Annotated in this window: 24 protein-coding genes; 15 read left to right on the forward strand and 9 right to left on the reverse strand. The window is 52.7% G+C overall.

The window, feature by feature from the left end; translation table 11 throughout:
• Positions 1–21: 21 nt before the first annotated feature.
• On the reverse strand, positions 22–1,122 hold the full coding sequence (locus P8S54_RS09735) for an FAD-dependent oxidoreductase (protein WP_281441588.1): 1,101 nt from the start codon (positions 1,120–1,122) through the stop codon (positions 22–24).
• Between the two features lie 121 nt (positions 1,123–1,243).
• Here P8S54_RS09735 and P8S54_RS09740 point away from each other — a divergent pair, with 121 nt between their 5' ends.
• From P8S54_RS09740 to P8S54_RS09775, 8 genes are all read left to right on the forward strand, one after another.
• Positions 1,244–2,491, forward strand: coding sequence for an HlyD family efflux transporter periplasmic adaptor subunit (locus P8S54_RS09740; RefSeq protein WP_281441589.1), 1,248 nt, complete (start codon positions 1,244–1,246; stop codon positions 2,489–2,491).
• A complete protein-coding gene (locus P8S54_RS09745) occupies positions 2,488–5,619 on the forward strand; it encodes an efflux RND transporter permease subunit (protein WP_281441590.1) in 3,132 nt (1,043 codons plus the stop codon). The genes P8S54_RS09740 and P8S54_RS09745 overlap by 4 nt, the downstream gene beginning before the upstream one ends.
• A gap of 156 nt (positions 5,620–5,775) precedes the next feature.
• A complete protein-coding gene (locus tag P8S54_RS09750; protein WP_281441591.1) occupies positions 5,776–7,158 on the forward strand; it encodes an FAD/NAD(P)-binding oxidoreductase in 1,383 nt (460 codons plus the stop codon).
• A gap of 13 nt (positions 7,159–7,171) precedes the next feature.
• Positions 7,172–7,510 (forward strand): DUF5368 family protein, encoded by a 339-nt coding sequence (locus P8S54_RS09755; RefSeq protein ID WP_009100608.1) that lies wholly within the window; start codon positions 7,172–7,174, stop codon positions 7,508–7,510.
• Positions 7,511–7,708: 198 nt separating this feature from the next.
• Positions 7,709–9,133: a cytochrome ubiquinol oxidase subunit I gene (locus P8S54_RS09760; protein WP_281444089.1), complete on the forward strand. Its 1,425-nt coding sequence runs from the start codon at positions 7,709–7,711 to the stop codon at positions 9,131–9,133.
• Positions 9,127–10,128: a cytochrome d ubiquinol oxidase subunit II gene (gene cydB / locus P8S54_RS09765; RefSeq protein WP_281444090.1), complete on the forward strand. Its 1,002-nt coding sequence runs from the start codon at positions 9,127–9,129 to the stop codon at positions 10,126–10,128. The genes P8S54_RS09760 and cydB overlap by 7 nt, the downstream gene beginning before the upstream one ends.
• A 33-nt stretch (positions 10,129–10,161) precedes the next feature.
• Positions 10,162–10,773, forward strand: coding sequence for an ankyrin repeat domain-containing protein (locus P8S54_RS09770; protein ID WP_281441592.1), 612 nt, complete (start codon positions 10,162–10,164; stop codon positions 10,771–10,773).
• Positions 10,774–10,875: 102 nt separating this feature from the next.
• Complete coding sequence (locus P8S54_RS09775; RefSeq protein ID WP_281441593.1) at positions 10,876–11,223, forward strand: carboxymuconolactone decarboxylase family protein; 348 nt, start codon at positions 10,876–10,878, stop codon at positions 11,221–11,223.
• 97 nt (positions 11,224–11,320) lie between these two features.
• On the opposite strand, the gene P8S54_RS09780 is transcribed toward P8S54_RS09775, so the two are convergent.
• The 8 genes from P8S54_RS09780 to P8S54_RS09815 form a co-directional block, all read right to left on the reverse strand.
• Positions 11,321–12,787, reverse strand: a complete 1,467-nt coding sequence (locus P8S54_RS09780; RefSeq protein ID WP_281441594.1) for a dihydrolipoyl dehydrogenase — start codon at positions 12,785–12,787, stop codon at positions 11,321–11,323.
• A 124-nt stretch (positions 12,788–12,911) separates the two neighbouring features.
• Entirely contained in the window at positions 12,912–13,820 is a 909-nt protein-coding gene (locus P8S54_RS09785) for an MBL fold metallo-hydrolase (protein ID WP_009100618.1), read from the reverse strand.
• A gap of 77 nt (positions 13,821–13,897) precedes the next feature.
• Positions 13,898–14,545 (reverse strand): peroxiredoxin, encoded by a 648-nt coding sequence (locus tag P8S54_RS09790; protein WP_009100619.1) that lies wholly within the window; start codon positions 14,543–14,545, stop codon positions 13,898–13,900.
• An 850-nt stretch (positions 14,546–15,395) separates the two neighbouring features.
• The gene (locus P8S54_RS09795; protein WP_281441595.1) at positions 15,396–16,085 is read right to left on the reverse strand and encodes an aspartate/glutamate racemase family protein; all 690 of its coding nucleotides are present in this window, start codon (positions 16,083–16,085) and stop codon (positions 15,396–15,398) included.
• Positions 16,085–17,389, reverse strand: coding sequence for a TRAP transporter large permease (locus P8S54_RS09800; protein WP_281441596.1), 1,305 nt, complete (start codon positions 17,387–17,389; stop codon positions 16,085–16,087). The genes P8S54_RS09795 and P8S54_RS09800 overlap by 1 nt, the downstream gene beginning before the upstream one ends.
• On the reverse strand, positions 17,386–17,955 hold the full coding sequence (locus P8S54_RS09805) for a TRAP transporter small permease subunit (RefSeq protein ID WP_009100626.1): 570 nt from the start codon (positions 17,953–17,955) through the stop codon (positions 17,386–17,388). The genes P8S54_RS09800 and P8S54_RS09805 overlap by 4 nt, the downstream gene beginning before the upstream one ends.
• 17 nt (positions 17,956–17,972) lie before the next feature.
• On the reverse strand, positions 17,973–19,010 hold the full coding sequence (locus P8S54_RS09810; protein ID WP_281441597.1) for a TRAP transporter substrate-binding protein: 1,038 nt from the start codon (positions 19,008–19,010) through the stop codon (positions 17,973–17,975).
• Positions 19,011–19,283: 273 nt separating this feature from the next.
• Positions 19,284–20,132 carry a MurR/RpiR family transcriptional regulator gene (locus tag P8S54_RS09815; RefSeq protein WP_281441598.1) on the reverse strand — a complete coding sequence of 283 codons (849 nt, stop codon included), beginning with the start codon at positions 20,130–20,132 and terminating at the stop codon, positions 19,284–19,286.
• Positions 20,133–20,425: 293 nt separating this feature from the next.
• Here P8S54_RS09815 and P8S54_RS09820 point away from each other — a divergent pair, with 293 nt between their 5' ends.
• From P8S54_RS09820 to P8S54_RS09850, 7 genes are all read left to right on the forward strand, one after another.
• Positions 20,426–21,274 carry a sulfurtransferase gene (locus P8S54_RS09820; RefSeq protein WP_281441599.1) on the forward strand — a complete coding sequence of 283 codons (849 nt, stop codon included), beginning with the start codon at positions 20,426–20,428 and terminating at the stop codon, positions 21,272–21,274.
• Between the two features lie 73 nt (positions 21,275–21,347).
• Positions 21,348–21,779: a TonB-dependent receptor gene (locus P8S54_RS09825; protein ID WP_281441600.1), complete on the forward strand. Its 432-nt coding sequence runs from the start codon at positions 21,348–21,350 to the stop codon at positions 21,777–21,779.
• 46 nt (positions 21,780–21,825) lie between these two features.
• Entirely contained in the window at positions 21,826–22,014 is a 189-nt protein-coding gene (locus P8S54_RS09830; protein WP_281441601.1) for a hypothetical protein, read from the forward strand.
• Positions 22,015–22,636: 622 nt separating this feature from the next.
• Positions 22,637–22,798: a hypothetical protein gene (locus P8S54_RS09835; protein ID WP_281441602.1), complete on the forward strand. Its 162-nt coding sequence runs from the start codon at positions 22,637–22,639 to the stop codon at positions 22,796–22,798.
• Entirely contained in the window at positions 22,799–23,338 is a 540-nt protein-coding gene (locus tag P8S54_RS09840) for an ABC-three component system protein (protein WP_281441603.1), read from the forward strand.
• Positions 23,338–23,841, forward strand: coding sequence for an ABC-three component system middle component 5 (locus tag P8S54_RS09845; RefSeq protein WP_281441604.1), 504 nt, complete (start codon positions 23,338–23,340; stop codon positions 23,839–23,841). Before P8S54_RS09840 ends, P8S54_RS09845 begins: the two co-directional genes overlap by 1 nt.
• Positions 23,831–25,726, forward strand: a complete 1,896-nt coding sequence (locus P8S54_RS09850) for an AAA family ATPase (RefSeq protein WP_281441605.1) — start codon at positions 23,831–23,833, stop codon at positions 25,724–25,726. Before P8S54_RS09845 ends, P8S54_RS09850 begins: the two co-directional genes overlap by 11 nt.
• Positions 25,727–26,088: the final 362 nt, after the last annotated feature.

Below are 26,088 nucleotides of genomic sequence, written 5' to 3' on the forward strand. Positions count from 1 at the left end.
AGCGCCAAACAAGCAAGCTCCCTATTTTGCTAACACATCCGCGACGCCTCGCTCAGCGGCTTCAATAGCACCTGCCAGGTAGCCGGCATAGTGCTTACCCCACTCGCTACCAATACCCGTTAAGCAAGGCCCCCAAGGCCCTTCAGCCGCCCGAGCAGGCGGCGCAGTACCGTGATGCTCGCTAGGTATCTGATCGGCATAGGTAGCGGTGAACGGCTCCTGCGCCCAGTCTTTAATCACATCCATACTCGGGCTAGCAGCTTGAGGGCCAAACAGCCTAGCCAGCTGTACGCGGCAGTGCTGACGCAGTGCCTCATCACTCAGTTGCGCTCGCGCACTGGCGGGTAAGCTAAAAAAGCCAAACAGCGCGCCGTGACCACCTGGATGGGACATATCATGAATTTCACCCAGCGGGCCCAGCAGACTGCGCGCCTCTCCCGAAAGCTGCTCATCTCGCCAAAAAGGCATGGGATACAGGGCGACGTATTTGCCGTGGGGTGCCATCCAGGTAGCAGTGCACGCCCACTGATGAGTAAGCCCCGCCGGTAGCGCCGGTGAAAACGTCATTGTTTGCGCCGCTAATCTCGGCGGCACAGCCAGCAACACATGCTGGGCGTTATAACGCTGCCCAGAAGTACACAGCATCTCCACACGGCCATTGTAAGTGAGTGCCATCGACTGAACGGCCTGGCCGGTAAAAATACGTTCAGGGCCAATGCGCTGGCGCAATGCATCAATCAGCGCTTGCATGCCACCCTGTAGCCGCATAGAAGGCGGCTGATTGACAAAGCCCTGCATGCGAACGGGCGGCATTTGGTGGGAGCGCTCCATAATCATATCGCCGGTTTCATACTGGGCAAACGATGACAGCCCTAGCGATTCCACCAGCGCTCCAAGCACCTGTTGAAACTCAGGCCAAAACCAAGAAGGCCCTAAATCAAACGACCCTGTGCTCCCCTCATTCAGCACCCCTCCGCTGGGTATTAACGTTGCAATACGTCCACCCACCCGCTCTCGCGCTTCCAGCATCACGTAATCGCTGATGCCCCGTTTTTCCAATAAATACGCGGCATACAGCCCCGCTAACCCAGCGCCTATAATGGCGATACGTGATGTAGGCATGAAACGTCTCGATGGTTGCTAATTTAGTGCGCCGCATTGTCGCAACAATGCTATTAACCAATATTATTGGGATGCAAGCGCGTTAAGATAAGCAGATCTTATTCTATATATAGATATCCTTATGCTAAAGCGCTTGCTTCCCCTGGTAATACTGGTTCTTGGCATCGCCAGCTTCATGGCGCTGCGTTATACACGCCCGGAGCCCGCCCCGGTTGACGCCCAGGAGCGCCGCTGGCCAGTTGAAGCCATCAGCGTTTCGCCTGGTGAGCATACCCCCCTGCTGGCGCTGTTTAGTGAAGTGATCGCGCCGAATATGGTGACCTTCGTAGCTCCCCTTCAAGCACAGGTGGTCGAGCGCCCCGTCAGCGACGGCCAGGCAGTAGAGCAGGGCGAGCTGCTGCTGGCGTTGGATGAAGACGAGCTGTTATCGCCTCTGCACCAAACCGAGGCGGAGCTCGCCGACCTGCAGGCGCAGCTGGAAAATGAGCGTATCCGCCATGAGAATAACCGCCAGGTATTGGCACAAGAGCGCGAGATTCTCGCTAATGCCAACCGCCAGCTGGAGCGTAACCGGTCGCTGGAAGGGCGCAACTTGGCCTCTCAAACAGATGTTGATGCAGCACGTGACGCAGTAGCGCGGGCGCAGCTCACCGTCTCTGCCCGCGAAAGTGCTATTGCCGAATACCCCTCTCGCTTAGCCAGCCTGGAAGCGCGCCTGGCCAGGGCGCAGGTGCAGCAGGCTGACGCCCAACGCAACCTCGCCCGTGGCCGAATTCACGCGCCCTTTGCAGGCCGCGTGACCCGCGTGCAGGTCGCTGTTGGCGATGACGTGGCCGCACGCGCACCGCTGCTATCGCTTTATCCGCGCAATGGCTTAGAGCTGCGCGCCCGTGTTCCACAGCGCTATCACGCAGAGCTTGACGCCCATTTACAGAGCGGCCACTCCCTCGAAGCGACCTCGGTGGATGGCCGCCAGCGCTTTGTATTAGAACGCCTGGCGGGGGAGAGCGACCCAGCGGGCACCGAGGCGATTTTCTCACTACACGACCCAGCAGAGGGGCTACGGCCGGGGGCGATGGTCGCCGTGCAGTTAAACCGCCCAAGCGTCAGCGATGCCTTTGCCGTGCCCTACGCCGCCTTGCACGGCGCCGACCTGCTCTACCGCATTAATGATGACAGCCGCCTAGAGCGCCAGCGCGTTGAGCGGCTGGGGGAAGTTGCCAAGCAGCAAGGGGAGCGCTGGCTGTTAGTGCGCGCTGACACGGTGGCGGAAGGCGACCAGATTATGTCGACCCACCTGCCCAATGCCGCCCAGGGGCTGCATGTGGAGATCACCCAAACGCCACCTGACGGTGGGGGCACCCCATGACCCAGCGCGGCGATTTTATCGGCTTCTTTGTTCGCCACAAGGTCGCCGCTAACCTTGTGATGCTGGTAATGCTGTTGGGCGGCGCGCTGGGGATTGCGCGTATGAATATCCAGTTTTTCCCCACCTTTGCCCTCGACGTGGTCAACGTGCGCGTGGTGTGGAGCGGTGCCTCCGCCGAAGACATCGAGCAGGGCATTACCAACCCCCTGGAACAGCGGCTGCGCAGCATTGATAACCTCAAGCGCATGACCTCAACCTCCGCGCAGGGGATTGCCAATATCACGCTGGAGCTAGAGGAAAACAGCGACCCCGTGCTGGCACTGGACGACATTCGCCAGCAGGTAGATAGCTTTACCAACCTACCTGCCAATGCAGAAACCCCCGAAATTTCTCGCCTAGCACGCTATGAACCTGTCGCACGGCTGCTGATACACGGCGATTTAGCCCCCCACGAGCTGCGCCAGTTAGCCCGCCGCTTTGAAGACTCGCTGCTGATGGCGGGCATTGACCGTATCGAGCTTAACGGCCTGCCTGCCCAGCAAATCAGCATCGAAGTACCTGCCGAACGCCTGCAAGCGCTGGGGCTTTCGCTGAGCGACATTGCCACGCGGGTGCAGGGCATGTCGCAAGATTTACCAGCAGGTTTATTAGGCCAGCAGGATAGCACCCGCGAGCTGCGCTCCCTGGAACAGCACCGCGATACCCTCGCGTTTGAGGATATGCCGGTGCTGAGCAACAGCCGCCAGCAGCTGCGCCTGGGCGACATCGCGCATATTCACCAGGAAGCCAGAGAGGGAGAGGTTGAGCTAACCTACCGCGGCTACCCCGCCGTTGAGCTGATTTTACAGCGCGCAGAGAGCGGGGACTCCCTAAAAGCGGCGCAGCACTTAGAGCGCTGGCTGGCTGAAACGCGCCCCACGCTCCCGCCCAACGTCAACGTAGATGTTTACGATGAGTCTTGGCAGCTCATCGACGAGCGTATTTCGCTATTGCTGGGCAATGGCCTGACCGGGCTACTGCTGGTGGTGATATTGCTCTACTTCTTTCTGCCTGCACGGGTGGCGCTATGGGTAGCGATTGGCATTCCAACCGCATTTCTCGCCTCGTTAGGCGTGTTCTGGGGCATTGGCGGCTCTATCAACATGATGTCGCTGTTTGCGCTTATTATGGCGCTGGGGGTGATTGTCGATGATGCGATTGTGGTAGGCGAAGACGCCGACGCCCACCACCGCATGGGCGAAGACCCCAAGCTTGCCTCCGCCGGTGCCGCACGCCGCATGCTGTGGCCGGTGGTCGCCTCGTCGCTCACCACGGTCGCGGCCTTTATGCCGCTGTTAATCGTTGGCGGCGTCATTGGCAATATTCTGGGCGATATTCCAATTATCATGATCTGCGTGCTGATTGCCTCGCTGCTGGAGTGCTTTGTTGTGCTGCCCGCGCACCTGCGCAATGCCTTTTTGCCCGCCAATACACCCAAGCGCCCTGCCCGTGGTATCGAGCGGCTACGCCAGGGGTTTGAACACCGTTTTGACCAGTTCCGTGAAGGCCGCTTCCGGCGCTTTTCCCAGCGCTCGCTGCGCAACCGTGGCGTAACGCTGACCGCAGCCCTCGCCATCACCCTGGTCACTGCGGGGCTTTTAGCCGGGGGGCGCATTGGCTTCAATTTCTTTCCATCACCGGAGTCCAGCATCGTCTATGCCAACGCCAGCTTTGTGGCGGGCACCCATCGTGGGAAGGCGGCGGATTTTGTCGATCATCTGCAGGCCACCCTGCAAGAGACCGATGACGCCCTGGGCGGCGGCCTAGTGCGCACGGCGGTTGCGCATTACGGCAGCACCCAGGCGGGCGGTGCGCCAGCACGCACTGGCGATGGCGTGGGCTCGATCATGGTAGAGCTGACCTCGCCGGATAGCCGCGACGTACGTAACACCGATTTCATCCGCGCCTGGCGCGAACGGATACATACCCCCGCCGGTTTGGATAGCCTGACGATTACCGAGCGCGCCGCTGGCCCGCCGGGCAAAGATGTCAACATCCGGCTCACCGGTGAAGACGCCGAAGGCCTACGCCAGGCCGCCGACATTCTCGGCGAGGCGATGGCCGGGTTACCCGGCGTACTCAGCACGGAAAACGATATGCCCTGGGGGCGCGAGCAGCTGATCTACCGCGTCAGTGCCCACGGCCAGGCACTGGGCTTAACCACTGACGACCTGGGCCGCCAGCTGCGCACCGCCTTTGACGGGCAGATAGTGCAGATACACCAAACTGGAGCGGATGAAATCGAAGTGCGGGTACAGCTGCCCAGGCACCAGCGCGAGCGCTTAGCCACCCTGTCGAGTTTTGCGGTGACGTTAAGCGATGGCCGTCAGGTGCCGCTCTCGCAGGTGATGGAAGTATCCCACCGCCAAGGGTTTGAAACGTTACGCCATGCCGAGGGGCAGCTGGCCGTGGAGGTGACCGCCGACATCGATAGCCAGGCCACCTCAGCAGAGCAGGTGTTGGAAAGCCTTTCTACCGAGCTGCTGCCGCGTTTAGAGCGTGAATACTTCTTAACCACCAGCTTTGAAGGGCGCGCCGCCGACCAGCGCGAAACCATGGCGGATATGCGCACTGGGCTACTCATCGGCCTGGGGCTGATGTATGGCGTGCTCACCTGGGTGTTTGCGTCTTGGACACTGCCGCTTATCGTCATGGCGATTATCCCCTTTTCGCTGGTCGGTGCTCTGCTGGGGCACTGGGCATTGGGGATCAACCTGACGATTTTGTCGCTATTTGGGCTCTTCGGGCTGTCGGGCATTGTGGTCAATAACGCCATTATCTTGGTCAGCTTCTACCGCCAGCAGCGAGAAAAAGGCTTGGATATTGATAACGCGCTTAATGAAGCCGTTGTACAGCGAGTGCGAGCGGTACTGCTGACATCGCTCACCACCATTGGCGGGCTGCTGCCACTGCTGTTTGAAACATCGCTGCAGGCGCAATTCCTGATTCCTATGGCGACCTCCATTGCGTTTGGCTTGGGAGGCACGACGCTACTGGTGCTGTTTATTATTCCGGCGCTGCTTTCCTGGAGTGAACACGCCCGCCAACGCTGGAAGCCCCATGATGATGCAAACCCACGCCCGGCTTAACGGTGCATACCCCGTCTAAGCCTTCATTAATTTTCTGATGTGAGACTTTTTGTCACTTTGGACAAATTGGTGATGGCTTTTTCGCACGCAGCAGACATAATGGAATAACGATATTACAAAAAAATATATCTTAGCGTTCGCTTAAGGAGTGCCCCCATGCAAAAGACGCCACTATTGACGCGCAGAGACTTGCTAAAAGTTGGCTCTAGCCTGGGGGTAGGTAGCCTGCTGCCACTCAGTGCACTGTCTGCCAACACGCTGCCAACCCAGGCACGCATCGTCATTCTTGGGGGCGGTGCAGCGGGCATGGCCATGGCGAACCGCCTAACGAGGCGGCTCCAAGGGGGCAGCATTACCCTCGTTGAGCCACGCGAAACGCATCACTACCAGCCTGGTTGGACACTGGTCGCCTCTGGCGTATGGAACGCCGACAAAACCATGCGCCCAAATGCGCAGTTTATGCCACGCGGCGTGAACTGGGTGCGTGGATACGCGGCGAACATTGATGCCGATAGCAAACGCATTACGTTGGCCAGCGGCAACACCCTTGGATACGACTTCTTGGTTGTGGCAACCGGCATTCAACTCAATTATCACTTAATTGAGGGTATGACGCCTGAACTGGTAGGGCAGCATGGCATTGGCAGTGTTTATGCCAGTATTGAAGGGGCCTCACGGACGAACCACGCCATTCAAACATGGCTTAATAGCGGCCAGGGCAAAGGGATTTTTACCGCTGCCCCCACCCCCGTAAAGTGCGCCGGGGCGCCGCTGAAGATGACCTTCACAACGCTAAGCCGCCTGGAAGCCTCTGGGCAACGTGATGCCTTCACAGTGGACTATATGGCACCAGGCGCGGGACTTTTTTCGCAACCCTGGGTCGATGAGTTCGTTAAACAACGTTTTGATGATCAAGGCGTTAAACGGCGCCATCACTACCGCCTTTCCGCCATCGACCCTCACGCCAAGCAGGCTGAATTTGCTTTTGTTGGACCCGAGAGCGAGTTCACCTCCCACCATGAGCTGCGCGAAGCAGAATTTAGGCGCGATAACCAGCCCACCGTGATTGCCGACTACGACTTTATCCACGTTGTGCCCCCCATGAGCGCCCACGACTTTGTTAAGCAGAGTGATTTGATCGCGCAAGATGGCCCCTTCAGGGGCGAGTGGCTAGACGTAGATATTCACACCCTGCAGCACAACCGCTACCCCGAGGTATTTGGGATTGGCGATGTAATTGGCGCGCCCATCAATAAAACCGCTGCCAGCGTAAAAGCCCAAGCACCGGTGGTCGAAGAGAACCTGCTGGCCGTGATGCAGGGAAAAACACCCCTTGCCCGGCATACGGGCTACACCTCTTGCCCCATGATTACGGGTATTGGAAAGGCCATGCTAGTGGAGTTTGGTTACGCCGATAACTTCGCCTTTATGCCGTCGTTCCCGTTTATTGACCCAACAGACGAGTCTTGGGCGGCGTGGGTGATGAAAGACCGCATGCTGCAGCCCGCCTACTACGCGGTGCTGGAAGGCCAGGCATAAGGAGAACAGACACATGACCATTAGCGGAATGCTCACCATATTGATGTACGCCTTGGCCCCTTTTATGTGGCTGTTGATTATCGGGGGCATCGCTGTCACGGGCCTGCACCTACTTGCCTACTTACGCGGCTATCAAATCACCCGCTACCGTCACCGCCCGACAACCCTATTAGCGCTCATCCTGGGGCTAACGGCTATATTATGGGTGCCCTGGTTAACGCACTCTACGCTGAGCTATGTCGCCACACTGTTTGACTGGATAGCCCTAAGCGGCGCAGTGATCGCCACGTTTGTGCTAGCGTTTCTTATCCTGCACCCGCTTAGCTATTTGATCCGCCTACGCGGGGAGTAAAGTAGCTTGCGCCGCGCGATGCGACAATACGCCATCGCGGATCACGACCTTTTCGTTTGTCGCTTCCAGCGCGCCCTTGTATTATCCAATAGGTAATAAGCATATTACCAAGAGCAATATAAGGGCTCTCTGTTCTCGCTTCACTCCGTGAACATAACGCCTGTTCTTTATCATGCTTCATGCGCTTGGAGGTTTATGATGGAGCTCGATCCGCTGGTGTTATCCCGCCTGCAGTTTGCGTTTGTAGTCTCTTTTCACGCTATTTTTCCCGTTTTTACCATTGGCCTAGCCTCTTACATCGCTGTCCTGCACGGCCTGTTTTATAAAACCGCTAACCTGGCCTGGGACCGTCTTGCACAGTTCTGGACCAAGGTGTTCGCCGTTGTATTTGGTATGGGCGTGGTATCGGGTATCGTGATGTCGTTCCAGTTCGGCACTAACTGGAGCAACTTCTCCTATGCGACCGCTAACTTTCTTGGCCCTATCCTGAGTTACGAAGTGGTCACGGCGTTCTTCCTTGAGGCTGCGTTTTTAGGCGTACTCCTGTTTGGCCGTAATAAAGTGCCCCAAGGCGTTCATCTGTTTGCTGCCATCATGGTGGCTATCGGGACGTTTATCTCCTCGTTCTGGATTCTATCGGCTAACAGCTGGATGCAAACCCCGGTGGGCTATGAGTTGATTGATGGACGTTTCCATATTACCTCTTGGCTTGAAGCGATTTTTAACCCCTCTTTCTGGTATCGCTTCGCCCACATGGGCATGGCGTCGTTCCTCACCGGTGGCTTTGTGGTGGCAGGCGTTAGCGCCTGGTACCTGTTGCGCAACCGCGATGTAGAGGCCAACAAGAAAGCGCTCTCCATGTGCCTTTGGTTACTGCTCTTTTTAACCCCCGCCCAGGCCTTGATCGGCGACTTCCACGGGCTCAACACCCTAGAGCACCAGCCCACTAAAGTGGCCGCCATGGAAGGTAACTGGGAAACCCGCGCTAACGTACCGCTGCTGCTGTTTGCGCTGCCTGACCAGGAAAATCAGACCAACCGCTTTGAGCTGGGTATTCCCAACATGGCGAGCATCATCCTCAAACATAGCGCTGATGGCGTGATTCCAGGGCTTTCCGAAGTAGCCCCTGAAGAGCAGCCTCCGGTGGCACTGGTGTTTTGGTCTTTCCGCGTGATGGTCGGCATTGGCTTTTTAATGATCGGCGTCGCCCTGCTGGGGCTAATACTGCGGCGCAAAGGGCGTATTTTTGAGAGCCCACTATTCCTTAAAACGCTGGTAGCGATGATTATCACACCCTTTGTGGCCGTGCTTGCTGGATGGATCGTGACGGAAGCAGGCCGCGCGCCGTGGCTGGTGTATGGGGTAATGACCCACGCCCAAGGCTTAACACCCTCGCTCACCGGCGCGATGGCGCTGTTTACGCTGATTGGGTATATCGCCGTGTATAGCGTGGTGTTTGTCGTCGGCGTGTACTACCTCACCCGCGTGGTGCGCAATGGCATGCTGGATGACCCGATTGAGGTTCACGGTGAGGTTGAGCGGCCTAAGCGTCCGTTTTCTGCCGCGCACACCCCGCTGGATGATGATTTAGGCGATAACACCGCAGGAGCAAACGCATCATGAGTATCGACTTAGCCTTAATCTGGGCGGTAATCATCGGTTTTGGCGTGATTATGTACGTCATTATGGACGGCTTCGATTTGGGCTTAGGGATTTTATACCCCTTTGCCCCCGACGAAGATTCACGCGATGTCATGATGAACTCCGTCGCCCCCGTATGGGACGGCAATGAAACCTGGCTGGTGCTCGGCGGCGCAGGACTGTTAGGCGCCTTTCCGCTGGTCTATTCGGTCTTTCTGCCTGCCCTGTATATCGGCGTATTCTTAATGCTGGCCGGTCTTATTTTCCGCGGCATCTCCTTTGAGTTTCGCTTTAAGTCACACAAAAACCGCCGCTGGTGGAACCGCGCGTTCTTCTTAGGCTCTGCCGTTGCTGCCTTTGCCCAGGGCGCGGTGGTGGGTGCCTATATCCAAGGGTTTGCCGTTGAGGATTTCCGCTACGTGGGCGGCGCGCTCGACTGGCTAACGCCGTTCACCGTGTTAACCGGGCTAGGGTTAATGGCTGGCTACGCGCTGCTGGGTGCTACCTGGCTGATTATGAAATCAGAAGGCCATGTACAGCAGTGGGCGTACGCCATTACCCCTAAACTGCTGCTGGCTGTTTTAGCGGTGTTTGCCATTGTCAGTATCTGGACACCGCTGGTAAGCCCTGAGGTGTATAGCCGCTGGATGGATACGTTCCAGCTGGTTTGGATCTTCCCAGTGCTGGCCCTACTCTGCTCAGGCATGGTGTACCGTGCGGTAAAACGCCAAGACGAAGGCCTGCCGTTTGTGATGTCGCTGGGCATCTTCCTGTTTACCTACTTGGGGCTGATCGCCAGCAAGTGGCCAGTCATTGTGCCCCCCAACTACACCATTTGGGATGCCTCCTCGGCACCGGAATCACAGCTGTTCCTGCTGATTGGCTTCCTATTTGTCATTCCTATTGTGCTGGCCTACACCGCGTGGACCTACTGGGTGTTTCGCGGCAAGGTCAAAGTGGGCGAAGGCTATCATTAATGCTTGCTACGTCAATCAGCGGCGCTTAGGCACATGAAGTTAAGTACGCGCGTTACTGCATGGTTTATGCGCTTTCCCATGCTAAGCGGTGTCATGCTGCCCTTAGTCTTCGGCCTGCTGATTGTCACTTTGTATCAGTCGGTCACACAAGATATAGACCAACGCGACCATTTAGGCCGCACCGAGCTTTTCCGTGCGGTTGAGGATAGCGATAACGACGGCATAGCGCGCCTCATACAGCAAGGAGCAGCACTAAACAGGTCAGACAACTGCGGTTGGTCGCCGCTGATGAAGGCTGCCTCACTCGGTCATACCACCGCGCTTGAGCAGCTGATGCAAGCAGGTGCCCACATAGAGCATCGCGACGACAGCGGCTACACCGCACTCATGGTGGCCGTCGTCAGTCGCCAAACAGCCGCGACGGCTTCTTTATTAGCGCAGGGGGCACACGTAGACCAGCAAGATACGCTCGGCTGGACAGCGCTGATTTGGGCCGCAAAGCAGAACGATCATCCCACAACCCAGCTACTGTTAGACCATGGCGCAAACCCGTTGCAGGCCGACCACAAAGGCCAAAGCGCACTGCACTGGGCGGCAATCGAAGGGCACGATTCCATGGCAAGACGATTGGGCAGCACCCTCTAAGTATCAACGTCGTAACACACGCAAAGTAGCCGCTACCGCTGCTAAAGCACGCGGCCACACGTTAGGCTGAATCAACACACCCAACGCAGCTAGGAGACAGCAATGCATAAAGATTGGCAAAAAACGACTCAAGACCTTTCGGCACTGATGCAGGATATTGGCAAAAATATTCCTGATGTTGCCAAGGGATTCACCCAAATGGCGAAAGGGGCAAATAAAGAAGGGGCGCTTTCGCATAAACACAAAGAGCTGATGGCGCTAGCCATTGGTATTAGCGTGCGCTGCGATGGGTGTATTGCGTTCCACTCTAAAGCCGCTGCAGAGCTTGGCGCAACGCGGGAAGAAGTAATGGAGATGCTGGGCGTTTGCATGTACATGGGCGGCGGGCCAGCGTTTACCTATGCCGCCCAAGCGCTTGAGGCGTTTGATAGCTTCGCCAAGCAAGACTAGGTGTAGGTGGGCTTTTTACTCTTAGCTCTATGCGCTCGCCCTCTTTCTATATACGAAAGAGGGCGATAAGTATGAAAAAGGGCGAATCCCGTCTTTATCAGTCGCCCGGGCCGCACTCCATGCAGCGCTCGGTAATGCTGGGCCCTTGCTTAAGGTTGGCCTGCAAGTCACGCAGCCCTGACCTTACGCCTTCTTCCACCACGGGATGATAAAAGGGCATGGCCAGCATTTGGCTAACGGTTAGCGTTTGCTCTAAGGCCCAGGCCAGCAAATGGGCAATATGCTCTGCCCGTGGCCCTAACATTTCAGCCCCTAAAAAGCGCCCGCTGCCGTGCTCTGCGTAAAGCGCTAAATAGCCGTGGTTTTCACCCATTACCCGCGCCCTGCCTTGGTCGTCAAACGACACTCCGCCCTCTGCAATACAGTCACACCCGCCGTAGCGCACCTCTAGGGCCGCGCGGCTTTCGCCCACGATAGCCATCTGCGGCTCGGTAAACACCACCGCGAGCGGCACATTACGTTGCCCCACTTGCACATCGTCTAAGCAAGCGGCATTGCGCCCAGCAATTTTTCCTTCGGTAATCGCTTCATGGAGTAGCGGAACAGACTGGTTGGCATCGCCCGCGATGAAGATATGGCTAGGTGTATTGTCCTGGGCTAAACACTGGGTGGTGAAACGATTAAAACGAGGGACGCCACGCGCATCTAGCGCCACGCCTGCTTTCTCGATATCCAGCTGATCTACATTAGGCTTACGCCCCGTTGCCGCTAGCACATAGTCAAATAGTTCCGTGGTTTTTTGCCTGCTTTCCCGCTCGTAGAAGGTAATGGCGACGCCATCGCCCTGCTGCTCTACCTGCTCAATAGTGGCATCAGGGTCTAGATAGAGCTCACGGTTAAACGTCTCGTCAGCCAGCTGCCGCAGCTTGTCAGACTGAAAAGGGCCAACCGCACCGCCAACACCAAAGGTGCGTGTGCGCACGCCTAACCGGCTGAGCGCTTGCCCTAGCTCCATACCAATCACCCCCGGCCCCACCACCGCAACGGAGCCTGGCAGCGTCTCCCAATCAAACACATCATCATTGATGATTAAGTGGTTTCCCGCTCCCTCCAACAGGCGCGGCCACGTTGGCCGCGAGCCGGTGGCAATGATAATGGCGTTGGCCGTCAGCCGGGTATGGTCACCAATGGCGAGCGTATGGGGGTCGATAAAGCGCGCGTGCCCCTGCAGGCGGTGGGACTCGGGAATCGACTTCATAGAGGACAGCACGTTACCCACGAAGCGGTCGCGCTCTCTTTTAACCCGGGCCATCACCGCCTGTCCGTCAACCGCCACCTCGTTAACAGTGACTCCAAACATGGCGGCGTTGCGCGCGCTATGAGCCGTATTCGCGGCGGCAATAAGTAACTTGGAGGGCATACAGCCCACGCGAGCGCAGGTGGTGCCATACGGCCCTTCTTCAATTAACACCACGTCGTCCGTGTGCTTGCGTGCTGCGTGCCATGCACTAAGCCCAGCGCTGCCTGCGCCAATAATCGCAACCTTCGTTTGCAGCTGTTGCATGTTGCTACTTCTCCTTGTGTTGGCCAACGCTATCTTCAGTGGGCATGAGAAAGGCCGGTGACCGGCACGCGACCTATCACGGCACTGTGGGGCTGGCGAGTACGGCAAAGAGTTTGTTGAACCGCTAATCCCAGGCAGCGCCTTCTAAGGCATCCAGGGGAATTTTCAAATAACGCTTACCGTTCGCCTCTGGCTCAGGCAAACGCCCGCCACGGGCATTGACCTGCAGTGCGTGCAGAATCAACTTCGGCATGGGTAATTCGCTATCGCGCTTGCGGCGCAAGGCCACGTAGTCCGCTTCGCTCACGCTTGCTAAGTGGGGGTTGCAATCGCGCTGTTCCGCCACCGTGCTTTCCCACTGCGGCTCGCGGCCATCAGGCATGTAGTCGTGCCCGGTAAACACGCGTGTTGTTTCTGGAAGCGCCAAAATTTGCTGAATAGAGTTCCACAGCACGGTAGCATCGCCACCGGGGAAATCAGCCCGTGCAGTGCCGAAATCAGGCTGAAAGAGCGTGTCGTGGACAAACGCCGCATCGCCAATCACATAGGTGATAGACGCAAGCGTATGGCCTGGGGAGTACATAACGCGGGCATTCAGCTCGCCAATGGTGAACGTATCACCTTCGGCAAACAGCCTATCCCACTGGCGTCCATCGGTGGGCATATCCGGCCAGTGGTAAATCTCTTTCCATAGTGCCTGCACCTTAGTGACATGCTCGCCAATCGCGGTGGGCGCGCCGGTTTTTTCTTTCAAATACTGCGCAGCAGAGAAGTGATCAGCATGGGGGTGGGTATCGAGAATCCACGCCACCGACAAGCCTTCTTTGGCAATGTACGCAAGCAGCTCATCGGCATGATGAGTCGCTGTAGCGCCTGATTTCTCATCAAAATCCAAGACAGGATCAATAATCGCGCACTGCTTCGTTGCAGGGTCACTCACCACGTACTGGACACTAAAGGTGCGCGGATCAAAAAAACCGGCTACATCGGGCGTACCCGCCCCCGTATGTTCAGAATGTGCAAAGGTTTTCATATAGGACTCTCCTGGTAGTGAGCTGAAAAGCCATGATGACTGACCGCAGCCAGCCATCCCGTCGCTGTTCGCAGGTGTTAAATCACCTTTTTGCAGAAGTACCAGTCGGTGTACTCATACCCCTCTGATTGCCGTGCCTCAGCGTCTTGCGAGGTGTGAGGAGGCGGTACGATCACCGGCTGACCCGGCAGCCAAGCTTCCGGTGTTGCGACACCATGCTCATCACTCGTTTGCAACGATTTGACTAAGCGCAGCACCTCCTCAACCGAACGACCGTTAGTCATTGGGTAGTACAACATGGCGCGCAACACGCCTTCAGGGTCAATCACGAAGGTGGCGCGAACGGCGGCCGTATCACTCGCCCCCGGCTGAATCATGCCGTAAGCGTTGGCCACCTTCATGCTCAAATCAGCAATGATGGGGAACGTAATCTCAACACCAAAGTTCTCCTTGATGCTGCGGGTCCATGCGATATGTGAATGGATACTGTCTATGGACAAGCCCAGGAGTTCTGTATTAACCGCTTTAAACTGATCAGCATAATTGGCAAATGCCGAAAATTCCGTGGTGCATACCGGGGTAAAGTCGGAGGGGTGGGCAAAAAGCACCAACCACTTGCCACGATAGTCGCTCAGCGACTTTTCGCCGTGGGTGGTTTTCGCCGTGAAATCGGGAGCGGGGCGGTTAATCTGGGGCATAACGGGCTGCATAGTATCGTTGGACATGATGATTTCCTGAGGGCTGAATTGATAACAGGAATAACGATAGCTCATTTTGTTATATAAAACGAATAGCCACGCGCTATTGTGACCATAGTGATTCAACACCTCACCAAGCGAATCACGACTTGCGATCTCAATCTCACTCGTACCTTTTGGATTGGCTATCTTTGCTGTGCCTCACCGGCGTTACCCCTTACCGATCTGCTTACATAGGAAAAGCGGGCAAGTGGCTATATGGTTTAACCAGCACCCATTTGAAGGTGTACGAGTGCCACGACCCCGTGGAGATGCGTAAGCAAATCGATTGCTTGGCCTTGCTGGTTCAGGAAGTCGAGCGTAATAACCAGGCTCTTCAGAGGTATTTGGACAACTGGGTTGAAAATCACCGTTCCTGTCGAGATGATATGAGGCCTTAACACTTGACCAGCCGCCATGGTTCAGATGCGAACATTTGGGGGGTGTTGTCGGATAGGAAGTAGCTTCCCCGCAGCCTCGATATTGGGTAGGAATGCTGATGCGCTTTGCGATACTGTTCTACTCGCTTTCGTCTTTTTTCTTGGTGCTATTGGCAGTAACTTTTTTGGCTTTCATGGCGTCTTCTCGGGCCTCCTATCCCTGGTCTTCTCTGCTAAGGATAGCTAAGCACCCGATAGTGTGTTCAGTATTGCTTGTGTGGGTAATATCGGGAGGGCTAGTTGTTTGGATGATGCTATAAAACTCTATTGGCGTGCTCTGCTGCATTTGAGCGCACAACGCCCGGGTGTCGCGCGTATAAGGCCCCTCCCCGGCGGCAAGCTCTGATGATGCAAAAACATAAGTGGGGTATGCCCGCTAGTGGCGCGGGCACCCAACATTAGGCTCGCTTTTGGAGCTGTAGATTATGAAGCGTGTAATCTAGCGCTTCAGTGAAACCATCGCTGATTTTAATGCCGTATCGTTTTTGCAGTGCCATTGCACGCCCTGCAAACGCCCCTGAGCCCAATACAATAGCGGTCGACTCTCGTCGGATCGCCTCTTGAATAGCTTCGTGTAACTGGGCTTCGGCTTGCGTAGTTTGCGCGGCAGTGTCAGAAACACCGATGCCTGTGGCAACAACACGGCAGCGTTTATTTAACCCATAGGCGGCGCTCAGCTTCTCAATGGTAGGCACGGCCTCTTCAAACGTCGTGATCACGGTAAACAGGCCCCCGCTGGCCGCTGCAGAACGCATGCCCGCTTCTGCCAAACTGATGACCGGAGCTTGGGTGATCGCTCGTGCTTCTGGGATAGCAATATCATCAAAGCAGGCCATGATGTATCCATCAAAGCTCGCTGCACTGTGTTTTTCAATCAATGTTAGTACGTGTTGAGTCGCCTCCTCTTTGTGCTGTTCGTTCTCAATCGCGTAGGGGCCGTGAGCTGGGCTGGTCACTTTCGTGATAACGCCAGTGGGGGTAATACGGGAGATTAACTGTCGAATACTGTGTGTGACATTAGCGTTCGTATTGGGGTTAATAATTAAGATACGCGCTATTTTTTCCGGTGAGTGCATGTGAGGAGTCATTAGCGCCCCGCCAGCAGGTCAGGAAGCCACATGACAATGTTTGGCCATACCATAATAGCGAGCGTAAACAGTGCCATAATGGCAACAAAGGGCATCGACCCCCAAATAACATCATTAAAGCTGCCACCATCTTTGCGCACGCCCTGAACCACAAACAGATTCATGCCGACGGGAGGAGTGATAAGGGCAATCTCGCACATTAAGACGATAAAAATGCCAAACCAGATAGGGTCAATGCCCACAGCCATCACCATCGGTACGGTAATGGGTACGGTGAGCACCAGCATCGACATGGCATCCATAAAGGTGCCAAGTATCACGTAGAACACCAGCAGTACGAGCAACAGGCCGACAGCGCTAAGCCCAAAAGATGCAACCCATTGAGTAAGCGCTTGGGTAACGCCCAACATCGAGATGGTGACATTGAGCAGCAGCGCACACATCAGCACGATGATCACCATGCCCGACGTTTTAGCTGCTTGGAGAGAGCAGTGAATGAGAAGATCAATACTCATTTTGCCACCGCCAATGATAAACCCTAACGCGATGACCACACCAATGGCAGCTGACTCTGTAGGGGTCGCTAGGCCGCCATAGATACTTCCCATCACCACGCCAAAAATGACCACCGGCGGAATAAGGTGCTTGGAAAGTGAGAGTTTCTCTTGTAGCGAAACGTCAACTTCTACCAGTGATGAGTTGCCTGCCTTGCCGTGGGCAATAAACAGGTATATGGAGAACAGAAGTGCCAAGGTAATGCCTGGAACTAGGCCTGCTGCAAACAGCTGACTAACAGAGGTATTGGCCAATTGCCCATATACCAGCAGGTTAATGCTAGGGGGGATCAGAATGCCGAGCGTACCGCCAGCGGCCAAAGAGCCGAGTGAAGGCCGTATTGGGTAGCGGTACTGATTTAGCGCAGGGAGTGCAATGGTGCCCACGGTGGCAGCGGTCGCCACGGATGAACCAGAGGTCGCCGAGAAAAGTGTGCAAGTGGCAATGTTGGTATGCAGTAAGCCGCCAGGAAGTTTGTTAAACCAAACGGCCAATGCGGCATACATGCGGTCCGCGATACCACCTCGCAGTAACAACTCTCCAAGTAGCATAAACAGGGGTATCGCAAGCATGGAGGGGCTATTTAAACTGCTCCAAACGACGCCGCCCATCATGTCCACAAGGGGCATGCCATACATAAAATAGCCGCCCAGCACCCCCACAAACAAAATGGAAACAGCAACTGGCAAGCTTAGCAGCATCAGCGCGAGCATGGCTAAAAATGCACCTATAATCAAGGGGATGCTCATAGCTTTCCTCCTTCACGCTGTTCAAGGTCGGCCAGTTCTGCCTCTAACTCATCGGTTGCTGAGCTTGGGCCGAATTGGCGGTTTAGCGTTTTCCAGTCACGTTTTAAGAGCAGTAATAGCGCTTTAACTGAGAGCAATGCCGCCGCCACGCTAAAGGCTGTCATGGCGATTAACCAAACGGACTGAGGATAGATCAGTGGCGTCGCCCAAGGCGTTTGCGCAATGGAGCGGTACAGCTGGGTATCCAACACGGTCTGCACGGTGAAATAGAGTAAAAATGCTGCTAACAGCCCTAGTGAAAGGGCTGCCAGTGCATTGAGAACCGCCTGAGTGGCAGTGGGGAGGCGCATGTGCAACAAGTTAATACGAATATGCGATTGCTCAACCATCGCAACACAAAATGCTAGCGGTGCCGCAATGGCAATGGCGTAGCCACCGAGTTCATCGACACCCCCTAGTGACAAAGAGAAGAACTTACGGATGAGTGTTTCGAGGGTGATCAGTAACGCCAGCAATAACATCATGCTGCCAAAAATGATCCCAAGAATTCGAGAGTAAGTGGTCATATTCCTCTCCTATTGCTTTATAAGCCTAACTGAGCGCCAACGGTGTCACGCCAAGCGGCTTCACAATCAGCAGCAACGGCGTTGCACTGGCGAGCCCAGAGAGGTAGCGAGACCTCTTCAACAGCCGCCGTGACGGTCGCTAGATCAGCGTCTGATACAGGCACTTCGCTAAGTGAGTATGAGGTTCCAAACTCACAGGGGGATTCGCCCGCGTTGCAGCGCATAGCGTCTTCATACAACGCTTCAGAGTATTGCCAAACATCGTCACTGAGCTTGGCGATTGCCTCTTCAAGCTGGGTCTGCTGCTCAGCAGATAAGCGATTCCAGGTGTTCATATTGATGGCATAGCCATTGATGGCGAGTTGTAGTGCAATCGGCAGCACCGTGCTTGTTGCTTCAGGCCAGCCACCGGAGTTAGCGGAAGCGGGACCCGTAATCGCACAGTCCACAACGCCACGGGAAAGCGCTTGCTGAACATCACCGAAAGGCATAGAGATGCCGGTCGCGCCAAGTTCACCAATAAAATTAGCTGCGCTTTGGTCGCCCACACGAACTCGTAACCCCCGCAGATCGTCTAGACCGGTGATGTCTTTATTGCAGAAAATGACCTGAGGGCCTGCTGGCCATACACCTAACAGTTTGGCGTTAAAGCGTTCTTGTAGGCGGGAGTCAACATAATCGTAAAACGCATCGACATTATTACGCCCGGCTTCAAAGCTAGTATTAAGGCCGACCAAATCCAGGCCTAAAATGGAAGGCTCATCTCGGCTCACCTGTGGTCCGCGCAGCGAAACAATGTCGAACAAACCTGAGTTCAGTACGCGCAGGCCATCCGTATCGGGGATGCCGGCAACATCAACCGGAATATACTGAACAGACACATCCATGCCGCTATGTTCGGCAAGGGCTTCAAAGAAAGGCTGCTCTTTATTTTGCGCGATCAACCCAGAGCCTGCAGGCTGTCCTAGCACTCTCAGCGAAAGTGTTTCTGCATGGGCGACAGGTAGTAATAAGGCGGTTGAAATGGCGGTAATGAGTGCGGTGCGTTTTAACATGATGAGTTTCCTATTGGGCGGTCTTATGGTTTCTCAGCGGTGTGGCACTCATGAATTTGGACGACTGACTGTATGTTGTGCCACGCTTCAAAAGTAGATCCATATTTCATGCCACTAGAATCAAGAAACTACAGTTTCATATTGAAATCAATTAACTACCTGATGTACTGCGCATAAAAAAGTGCGTGGAGGTGTTACGAAAGTGCACACAGAGAGTGCAAGAAGGGAGTGCTATGCGCTATCTAGGTGCTTGTGAGCCCCTTTTCTGTCACGTTAAAGCTCTTCAAAACGATCATTTAGCGTTTCGATGCGGCGCAGTCGAGACCGAGAGGCTTCGCCTGCTAATTCAATCGTGCGCATAACAAGCAAGTGGCACAGCGCCATTACGGCGGTGTGATTAAATAATGGCCCAGTGGCCAGGGTGTGACAACGGAAGTGCCAAGTGGCACTAGGTTCTGCGTCCACTCCTTCATCGGTAATATAAAGCAGCTTAGTACCGCACTCTTTGGCATGCGCAAGCAGTTGTTCAGTCAGCGCCACGCGGCGGCGCAGGCCAAATAGAATCACACAATCACCTGGGGTGAAATTGACCAATTGCTCGCCCAATGTTTCGCCTCCACCGGGCAAGCTGATGACGTGTTCGATCACTTGGGTTAATTGCCAACGCAGGTAATCTGCAAAAGGGTGGCTGGCGCGAAAGCCGATGACCCACGTTTTACGAGCGCTGAGGATCGTTTGAGCTACGCTGTCGATTTCTGCCTGGGTAATCGTGGCGAATGTTCGGTCTAGATTGGCTTTACCCAGCTCCAAATTGCTGGTGAGCGATTGCTCTTCAATACGGCTGTCAGATGAAGGAAGAAACAACCTAGAGCCGGTGCTTTGCTCTTCTCGTACATGTTTTCGAGCGGCCTCATAGCTTTCGTAACCCAGCCGCCGCACAAAACGTGACACGGTCGCTTTAGAGACGTTGGCAAACTTAGCGAGCTCCTGGGCATCGTAGCTGGCTAATTCGCCCGGGAAGTCACAAACAAACTCACCCAGCCGACGTTCGGCAGGATGGAGAGTGGGGAGAGCGCTACGCACACGAGTCAGAAAAGAACGTTCTTTGGCTGTCGGGGGCATTATGTGTCCTGAAACCTCAGTTTCATACATGATGGATGCTGGAAATGTATCGGGCAACAACAAATGACAACGCTATCCGTATTGCGGGCGTCACGATGGCAAAGCAGTAGAGCAGAACAAAGCCAAAGGCTATGCCGACAAACACCATGCCAGCGGCAAGCCGATTCACTTAATTGGCGTGGAATTCTCCAGCGCTCAGCGGCAAATTGTGGCGTTTGAAGTGGAGGCCCTGTAGCACACAGCTGCTTATCGCTAGAATCACACAACCTGCCAGCCTATAACCGGAGAACACCATGCCATCCCCCCTTGTGACGACCCAATGGCTGCAAGACAACCTAGACAACGAACGGCTAGTGCTGATCAATGCGAGCATGGCAACGGTGATTGGTATAGAGCCTATCGTTTATGATCGCCCGATATGGATACCCGGTAGCCGACAGGTCGATCTTGAAGGCGTGCTTTGCGACACCGGCTCTTCTCAGACCCACGCCTTTCCAACGGAAGAACAAGTCACTCAGGAAGCTCAACGGCTAGGCATTACGGCTGAAAGCCTCGTCGTACTCTACGATAACCAAGGCATCTATTCGGCGCCGCGTGCTTGGTGGATTTTCCGTTCAATGGGCGTTAAACACGTTTTTGTTCTGGATGGTGGACTGCCACAGTGGCTAGCCGAAAAGCGGGACGTTGTTTCTACCATCGCGGAAACTCCAGCCACGCCCAGCCACTTCGTCGCCAACCTTGACCATCGCCGGGTGCGAAACTCAGCCTACGTGCTGCAACACCTAGACGACAGCCAAGTCACCGTTGTTGATGCCCGATCACGTTCACGTTTTCTGGCACAGGTGCCTGAACCACGCCCTGGGGTGCGCAGTGGTCATATCCCCAACTCCCACAACCTGCCGTTTACCGAGGTGCTAGAGGGGCACTGCTTTAAACCGGTTAGCGAACTGAAGGCACTCTTTGTAACGTTTGCGCCTCCCCTTCACTCCAGCAGTGAACCCCAACTGGTGTTTTCCTGCGGCTCGGGCATCACCGCCTGCATTATTCTGCTGGCCGCCGAACTGGCGGGCTACCATCAGCTATCGCTTTACGACGGCTCTTGGGCAGACTGGGGGAGCGATGAGTCACTCCCTGTGGCTTAGGCTTTGTATGAATGGCTCTGACCAATAGCAATGGACGCTTCACAAACCTCTACGCAAACAGCAAGCGCCGGGCTTGAATTCGCTACACTCCAAGCACACTGGGGCTTTGGGTCTCAGCAGCGCGACCTGGATAGATGCCGAACTCACCAAAACACAGGATGGCAACGAAGGAAATGACGCCACGGGCGTTCCTGAGTATCGTTTTGTGTTCGGTGGCGAATGGGATACGCCCTTCGTCGAGCGTCTCACTGCCACTGGGCGCGTCCTGCACACGGGCTCGCAGTACGCCGATGTAGCCAACGACTTGAGGCTGGATTCCTGGACACGCCTCGATCTTGGCCTGCGCTACACCACGCCGGTCGGTGGCGCTGACTGGATCTGGCGCGCAGGCATCGACAACGTGACCGACGAAAATTACTGGTCAGGCGCCTCGACATCCTTTGCGAATTATTTGATTCAAGACGAACCGCGCACCTTCAAGCTTTCGGCGACCGTCGAGTTTTAAGTAACGCATCCTCTTTACCATGACCATGACCATGAGGGCGCTTCCTATGAAGCGCCCTCACCTTTCCACTGCTGAGTGGGACTTTTGGTATGACGACCAACATGCTGCCAAGAACCTTCCAAGCCGCGACGGCAGAGACTACCAGACAAGAATGAGCCGAATCGCGATGTGGACTACCGTCATGGATGAGCATAACTATTTGGTAAAGCGCTGGAATGATTTTATGTCGGCTTAAGTTGTGTGCTTGATCTAGCATTTAGCCTCTTCCATTCGCCGCCCCCGCAGCTAACAGCGTGATGACCATAAGTACAGACCCCCGCCTCTTGACTTCCACGAGCTTACGCGGGGTTCTTGTTTGCTCCTCCAGCTCCCATCTAATCAAGACTGCGTCTGCTGCATATCCGCCAGCGCTAGAAAAATGTTATGCCCCCTAATCAGCAGGCCAAGAAGGATTGTTGAAAAGAAAAGCTTACGAGTCTCAGCCTACTTCAGCAGCTTGTGCTAGGCTAAGTTCAGTAGAGAATTGAACTCGTACTCGAAAGCTAAAAGGCAATGTATGGCTACGTAGCATGAGGCTGGGAGTGCCCCTGAACGGACGTGCAGGAAAAGGCAGAAGCAGGGTAATTTTTTGATATACCGCCAAATGGAAATTAAAAAAACATACCTATTATATACTTAGAACAAATTATTCTCTAATACGCTGTTACGAGCCTAAATCTATATTAGCTAAATAATTGTCGAGAAATGTTAAAATCGCATCGATATGAATGTACTCCCGTGGATGATTTGAGTTTTAAGAGTACTGATAGAACTGGTTATGACTGACTACATGGCTAAATTAATTAAAAGAGGAAAAAATGGATAATTTAATAACAATTGGCTTGATTACTGTAGCTATTTTAGCTGTGTTAGGACTTGGAATAAGGGTGGCTTTAACCTTCAAAGGTGGGAGCAAAAGCAATATTAAAAATGTGCAAGCTGGCGGTGATGTGGTTGGTAGGGACAAGGTTCAAAAGTAGATGATAAATTGGCTAAAAAATATTACAGCGGGTAGAGATGTTGTTGGGCGGGATAAGATCACGAATATTCTACCCACTCCAACACAAATGGATTTGCTTTCACAGAGGTATGTTGAGGAAAAAAATAATCAAGAATTAACACACGTGATTATTGATGAACTGACTCACTACAGCAATGAAAAATATGACATTAGAGATTTAACAGAAAAGCTCCAAGAAGCCGGCTTTTCTTACGTAATTGAGACAGGTGAGCTTCTTAAAGAGGAAGTCAGTAAATTAATCATTCGAAATCAACATTACAAATCTGCTCAAAAAATAATTACCTACTTACTAGCTGAAGTTGAGTCTATTTTTAACGCAAAAATTAAGAGCGAGTTACTTACAGTGAAAGAAGAATCTGTTCTTAAATTACTTTTTAGAACTCACTTAGAGCAAGAAATACAAACTCACCTCGGAGTAAATGTTTTAGAAATATATAACCGCCAGATCAATGGAATGGTTTATTTTCTTACAGGGAATTGCCATTTGGAGTGGAAGTAATGCTTCTATACAACAAAGCCTTAGATGTAAATCATACGTTTCTGCGCATGACGGCATTGCTGATTCATTGGAATGCAGAAGCAGTCGAAAGGGATGCTCTTAGACTATTTGACTTCTTAATCGCAAATCCTGCACATATTCAAAAACTATCTGTACCGAGAGACAGATTCGTTGAAAAGAAGGAATTTAAAAATTATAGCAATCGATATCAAAGCTTTGATGCGATGAGTCTTTTTAATGCAATGAAAGAAATTCATTTAATTGCCATTGGGCGTTTTATTGAGATTGGCATTTTACAACTAGGTGAAAACACATCTAAGTACCACGTTGTTCTAGAAAATATACCCGACGATTTAAAGGTGTTGGCTGAATCAACAGAGAACAGCATATCTAGCAAGGCAATTTACTTCATCGTGAAAAACTTAACTTCTATTTCGTTAACAGGGCCTGATGGATTAAAAAAGATAACAAACTTAATGGATTATAAATACGATGCTAATTAAGCCAACTTTAAATGTGAACAGACTCCACGTTAAGAGACGTTCGCTAATCGCTTTTGATGAAGTTTTTCATTCTGGGGTTAACGTATTATTTGGACGTAATGGTTCCGGCAAAACCTCAGTTATTCAGTTACTTATGTATGGATTAGGTTACGAAATTCCAAACTGGAAGGATGAAGCAGGCCTCTGTGACAACATATATGTAGGGCTAACTATAAATGGGAGCCCACTAACAATTAGACGTAAAAATAACGGTACTGATAAGCAACCGATGGACTTTTGTTTTTCTGATGTAGATACAGCATTACTTTCGCCACTTACAAGCTGGTTTAACTATCCTTATGCAATTGGAAGTAAACCAAGTTTTTCTCAAAAAATGTTTGAAATTCTTGGCATACCTGAAGCAAAAGCTGATGCCAACAACAATGTAACTTTACATCAGTTATATCGACTCATTTACTCTGATCAGTCAAACGCATCAAGAGCAATCTTTAACAGTGAACCATTTGATTCAGCCTTTAAGCGCGAGTCTGTAGGCAAATATCTTTTGGGGCTTTATGACAATGAGCTATATGAAGCAAAAATAAAGCTTATTGAGGAAGAGAAAAAATTACAAAAAATAATAGCGAAACTTCAAGCGATTCATTCAGTCGTAGGAAAGACCTCTTTTGGAGAGGGTGTTGGAACATTAGAAGAGCAAAAGACCTCAATATTAAATGAAATAGCCTCCATTAACGTTAAGATCATGAGTGCTAAAGATGAATCTTTATTTTCATACCGCTCGGAGAAAAAAGAGACTGAGTCAACTGCCAAAGACAGCATCGCAATTCGAAGTAAATTACTGGAAGCTGAAACTGAAATCCAACAGTTAAATTACAACATATTAGACTCCGAAGAGTTTATAGCAGAGTTACTTGATAAAAAAAGCGCACTAACAGATTCAATAAAAGTAGGGAATTTAATTGGTGATTTTAAATTCTCATCTTGCCCTAGCTGTCACAAACCGCTAAAAGAAAAATCTGAGAATTGTTGTTGTTTATGCGGAGAGCCAAGTGATGATAAAGATAATTATAATAGCCTTTTGAGAATGAAGAATGAAATCGACATTCAGTTTCGAGAGTCCGAAAAACTACTAGAAAAGAAAAAAGCAAAATTGACTGACCTTATAAATAGGCGAAAAGAGCTAAGAACATCTTTTCGCAAACAGATAAGTAAAGCAACTGCAACGATGAGTTCTATCGATGCAGCTAAAGAAAACCAGATTTTTGAACTTTATCGCCAGACAGGTGAGCTAGAAGAAAAGCTGCAAACATTAGACAAAATTGCTGAATTACATCAATCCTTGATTGAATTACGCTCTGAAAGAGATTCTGTCCAGGCTGAAGTAAATAGCTTAAAAGATAAAATTGACTTGATAGGGAAGCAACTACTTGTGCGCGAACCTGAGATTAAAAAACTTATCTCTGAGAAGCTCTGTGAATTGCTTAAAAAAGATAATGGTGCGGAAAAAGAGTTTAAGAACGCGAGCAATGTTGAGTTCGATTTTGCTGCTAACAGTGTATCGGTGAATGGAAAGGCAGCCTTTTCAGAGGGTGGGACAGTATTATTGAATAATGCATTTCACGTAGCATTGTTAATGGCGTCTCTAGAAAAGAAATATGTTCGTTTACCTCGAATATTAATTCTTGATGGCATTGAAAATGGGGGAATGGAAGATGGTCGCTCTAAGAATTTTCAAAAAGTAATAGCTGAAGCTTTATCAGAATACAACGTAGACTTTCAGTTGATTTTCGCAACGAAGAATATCGATGAGAGTTTGAAATCAAAGACTTACATGATTGGTGAGGAATATAGTGAGTCAAACAAGAGTCTAAAATCTTTTAGCTAACTTCCCATATATGTCATTTTCGAAAAGGAGCTCATAACGGGTGGCTGTTGACGGACGTGCCTATGCTACGGCACGCCGCAAAGCCAACCGTGATATCGTTTTGCTCACCGGAAAATTAGGAGCGCAACGAGTAATTTTCCGCGTGCAACAACTGATTGATTAGGCCTGACCGTCTTTCCGGCCTCTCACAACGCTTCTTAGCTCGCTGAAGGCTGTGCTTACTAGAGCACCAGAAATTACAGTTGCGAAAGCCAAGAATATCCGACCAAAGCCGATGAAATATTCCTGGTTTGTAGCCTCACCAATACTGACAATATCTAGCCCCCAAAGACCACCGAGAATAAGTATGCTGACTCCAGCCA

Origin of the sequence: Halomonas sp. M1, from assembly GCF_029581375.1 — a bacterium.
GTDB lineage: Bacteria > Pseudomonadota > Gammaproteobacteria > Pseudomonadales > Halomonadaceae > Vreelandella.

What these genes read in the sequence shown, in the direction of transcription:
- P8S54_RS09735 (WP_281441588.1), bottom strand. Translation starts at nt 1,122, where the DNA reads ATGCCTACATCACGTATCGCCATTATAGGCGCTGGGTTAGCGGGGCTG.
- P8S54_RS09740 (WP_281441589.1), top strand. Translation starts at nt 1,244, where the DNA reads ATGCTAAAGCGCTTGCTTCCCCTGGTAATACTGGTTCTTGGCATCGCC.
- P8S54_RS09745 (WP_281441590.1), top strand. Translation starts at nt 2,488, where the DNA reads ATGACCCAGCGCGGCGATTTTATCGGCTTCTTTGTTCGCCACAAGGTC.
- P8S54_RS09750 (WP_281441591.1), top strand. Translation starts at nt 5,776, where the DNA reads ATGCAAAAGACGCCACTATTGACGCGCAGAGACTTGCTAAAAGTTGGC.
- P8S54_RS09755 (WP_009100608.1), top strand. Translation starts at nt 7,172, where the DNA reads ATGACCATTAGCGGAATGCTCACCATATTGATGTACGCCTTGGCCCCT.
- P8S54_RS09760 (WP_281444089.1), top strand. Translation starts at nt 7,709, where the DNA reads ATGGAGCTCGATCCGCTGGTGTTATCCCGCCTGCAGTTTGCGTTTGTA.
- P8S54_RS09770 (WP_281441592.1), top strand. Translation starts at nt 10,162, where the DNA reads ATGAAGTTAAGTACGCGCGTTACTGCATGGTTTATGCGCTTTCCCATG.
- P8S54_RS09775 (WP_281441593.1), top strand. Translation starts at nt 10,876, where the DNA reads ATGCATAAAGATTGGCAAAAAACGACTCAAGACCTTTCGGCACTGATG.
- P8S54_RS09780 (WP_281441594.1), bottom strand. Translation starts at nt 12,787, where the DNA reads ATGCAACAGCTGCAAACGAAGGTTGCGATTATTGGCGCAGGCAGCGCT.
- P8S54_RS09785 (WP_009100618.1), bottom strand. Translation starts at nt 13,820, where the DNA reads ATGAAAACCTTTGCACATTCTGAACATACGGGGGCGGGTACGCCCGAT.
- P8S54_RS09790 (WP_009100619.1), bottom strand. Translation starts at nt 14,545, where the DNA reads ATGTCCAACGATACTATGCAGCCCGTTATGCCCCAGATTAACCGCCCC.
- P8S54_RS09795 (WP_281441595.1), bottom strand. Translation starts at nt 16,085, where the DNA reads ATGACTCCTCACATGCACTCACCGGAAAAAATAGCGCGTATCTTAATT.
- P8S54_RS09800 (WP_281441596.1), bottom strand. Translation starts at nt 17,389, where the DNA reads ATGAGCATCCCCTTGATTATAGGTGCATTTTTAGCCATGCTCGCGCTG.
- P8S54_RS09805 (WP_009100626.1), bottom strand. Translation starts at nt 17,955, where the DNA reads ATGACCACTTACTCTCGAATTCTTGGGATCATTTTTGGCAGCATGATG.
- P8S54_RS09810 (WP_281441597.1), bottom strand. Translation starts at nt 19,010, where the DNA reads ATGTTAAAACGCACCGCACTCATTACCGCCATTTCAACCGCCTTATTA.
- P8S54_RS09815 (WP_281441598.1), bottom strand. Translation starts at nt 20,132, where the DNA reads ATGCCCCCGACAGCCAAAGAACGTTCTTTTCTGACTCGTGTGCGTAGC.
- P8S54_RS09820 (WP_281441599.1), top strand. Translation starts at nt 20,426, where the DNA reads ATGCCATCCCCCCTTGTGACGACCCAATGGCTGCAAGACAACCTAGAC.
- P8S54_RS09830 (WP_281441601.1), top strand. Translation starts at nt 21,826, where the DNA reads ATGAAGCGCCCTCACCTTTCCACTGCTGAGTGGGACTTTTGGTATGAC.
- P8S54_RS09835 (WP_281441602.1), top strand. Translation starts at nt 22,637, where the DNA reads ATGGATAATTTAATAACAATTGGCTTGATTACTGTAGCTATTTTAGCT.
- P8S54_RS09840 (WP_281441603.1), top strand. Translation starts at nt 22,799, where the DNA reads ATGATAAATTGGCTAAAAAATATTACAGCGGGTAGAGATGTTGTTGGG.
- P8S54_RS09845 (WP_281441604.1), top strand. Translation starts at nt 23,338, where the DNA reads ATGCTTCTATACAACAAAGCCTTAGATGTAAATCATACGTTTCTGCGC.
- P8S54_RS09850 (WP_281441605.1), top strand. Translation starts at nt 23,831, where the DNA reads ATGCTAATTAAGCCAACTTTAAATGTGAACAGACTCCACGTTAAGAGA.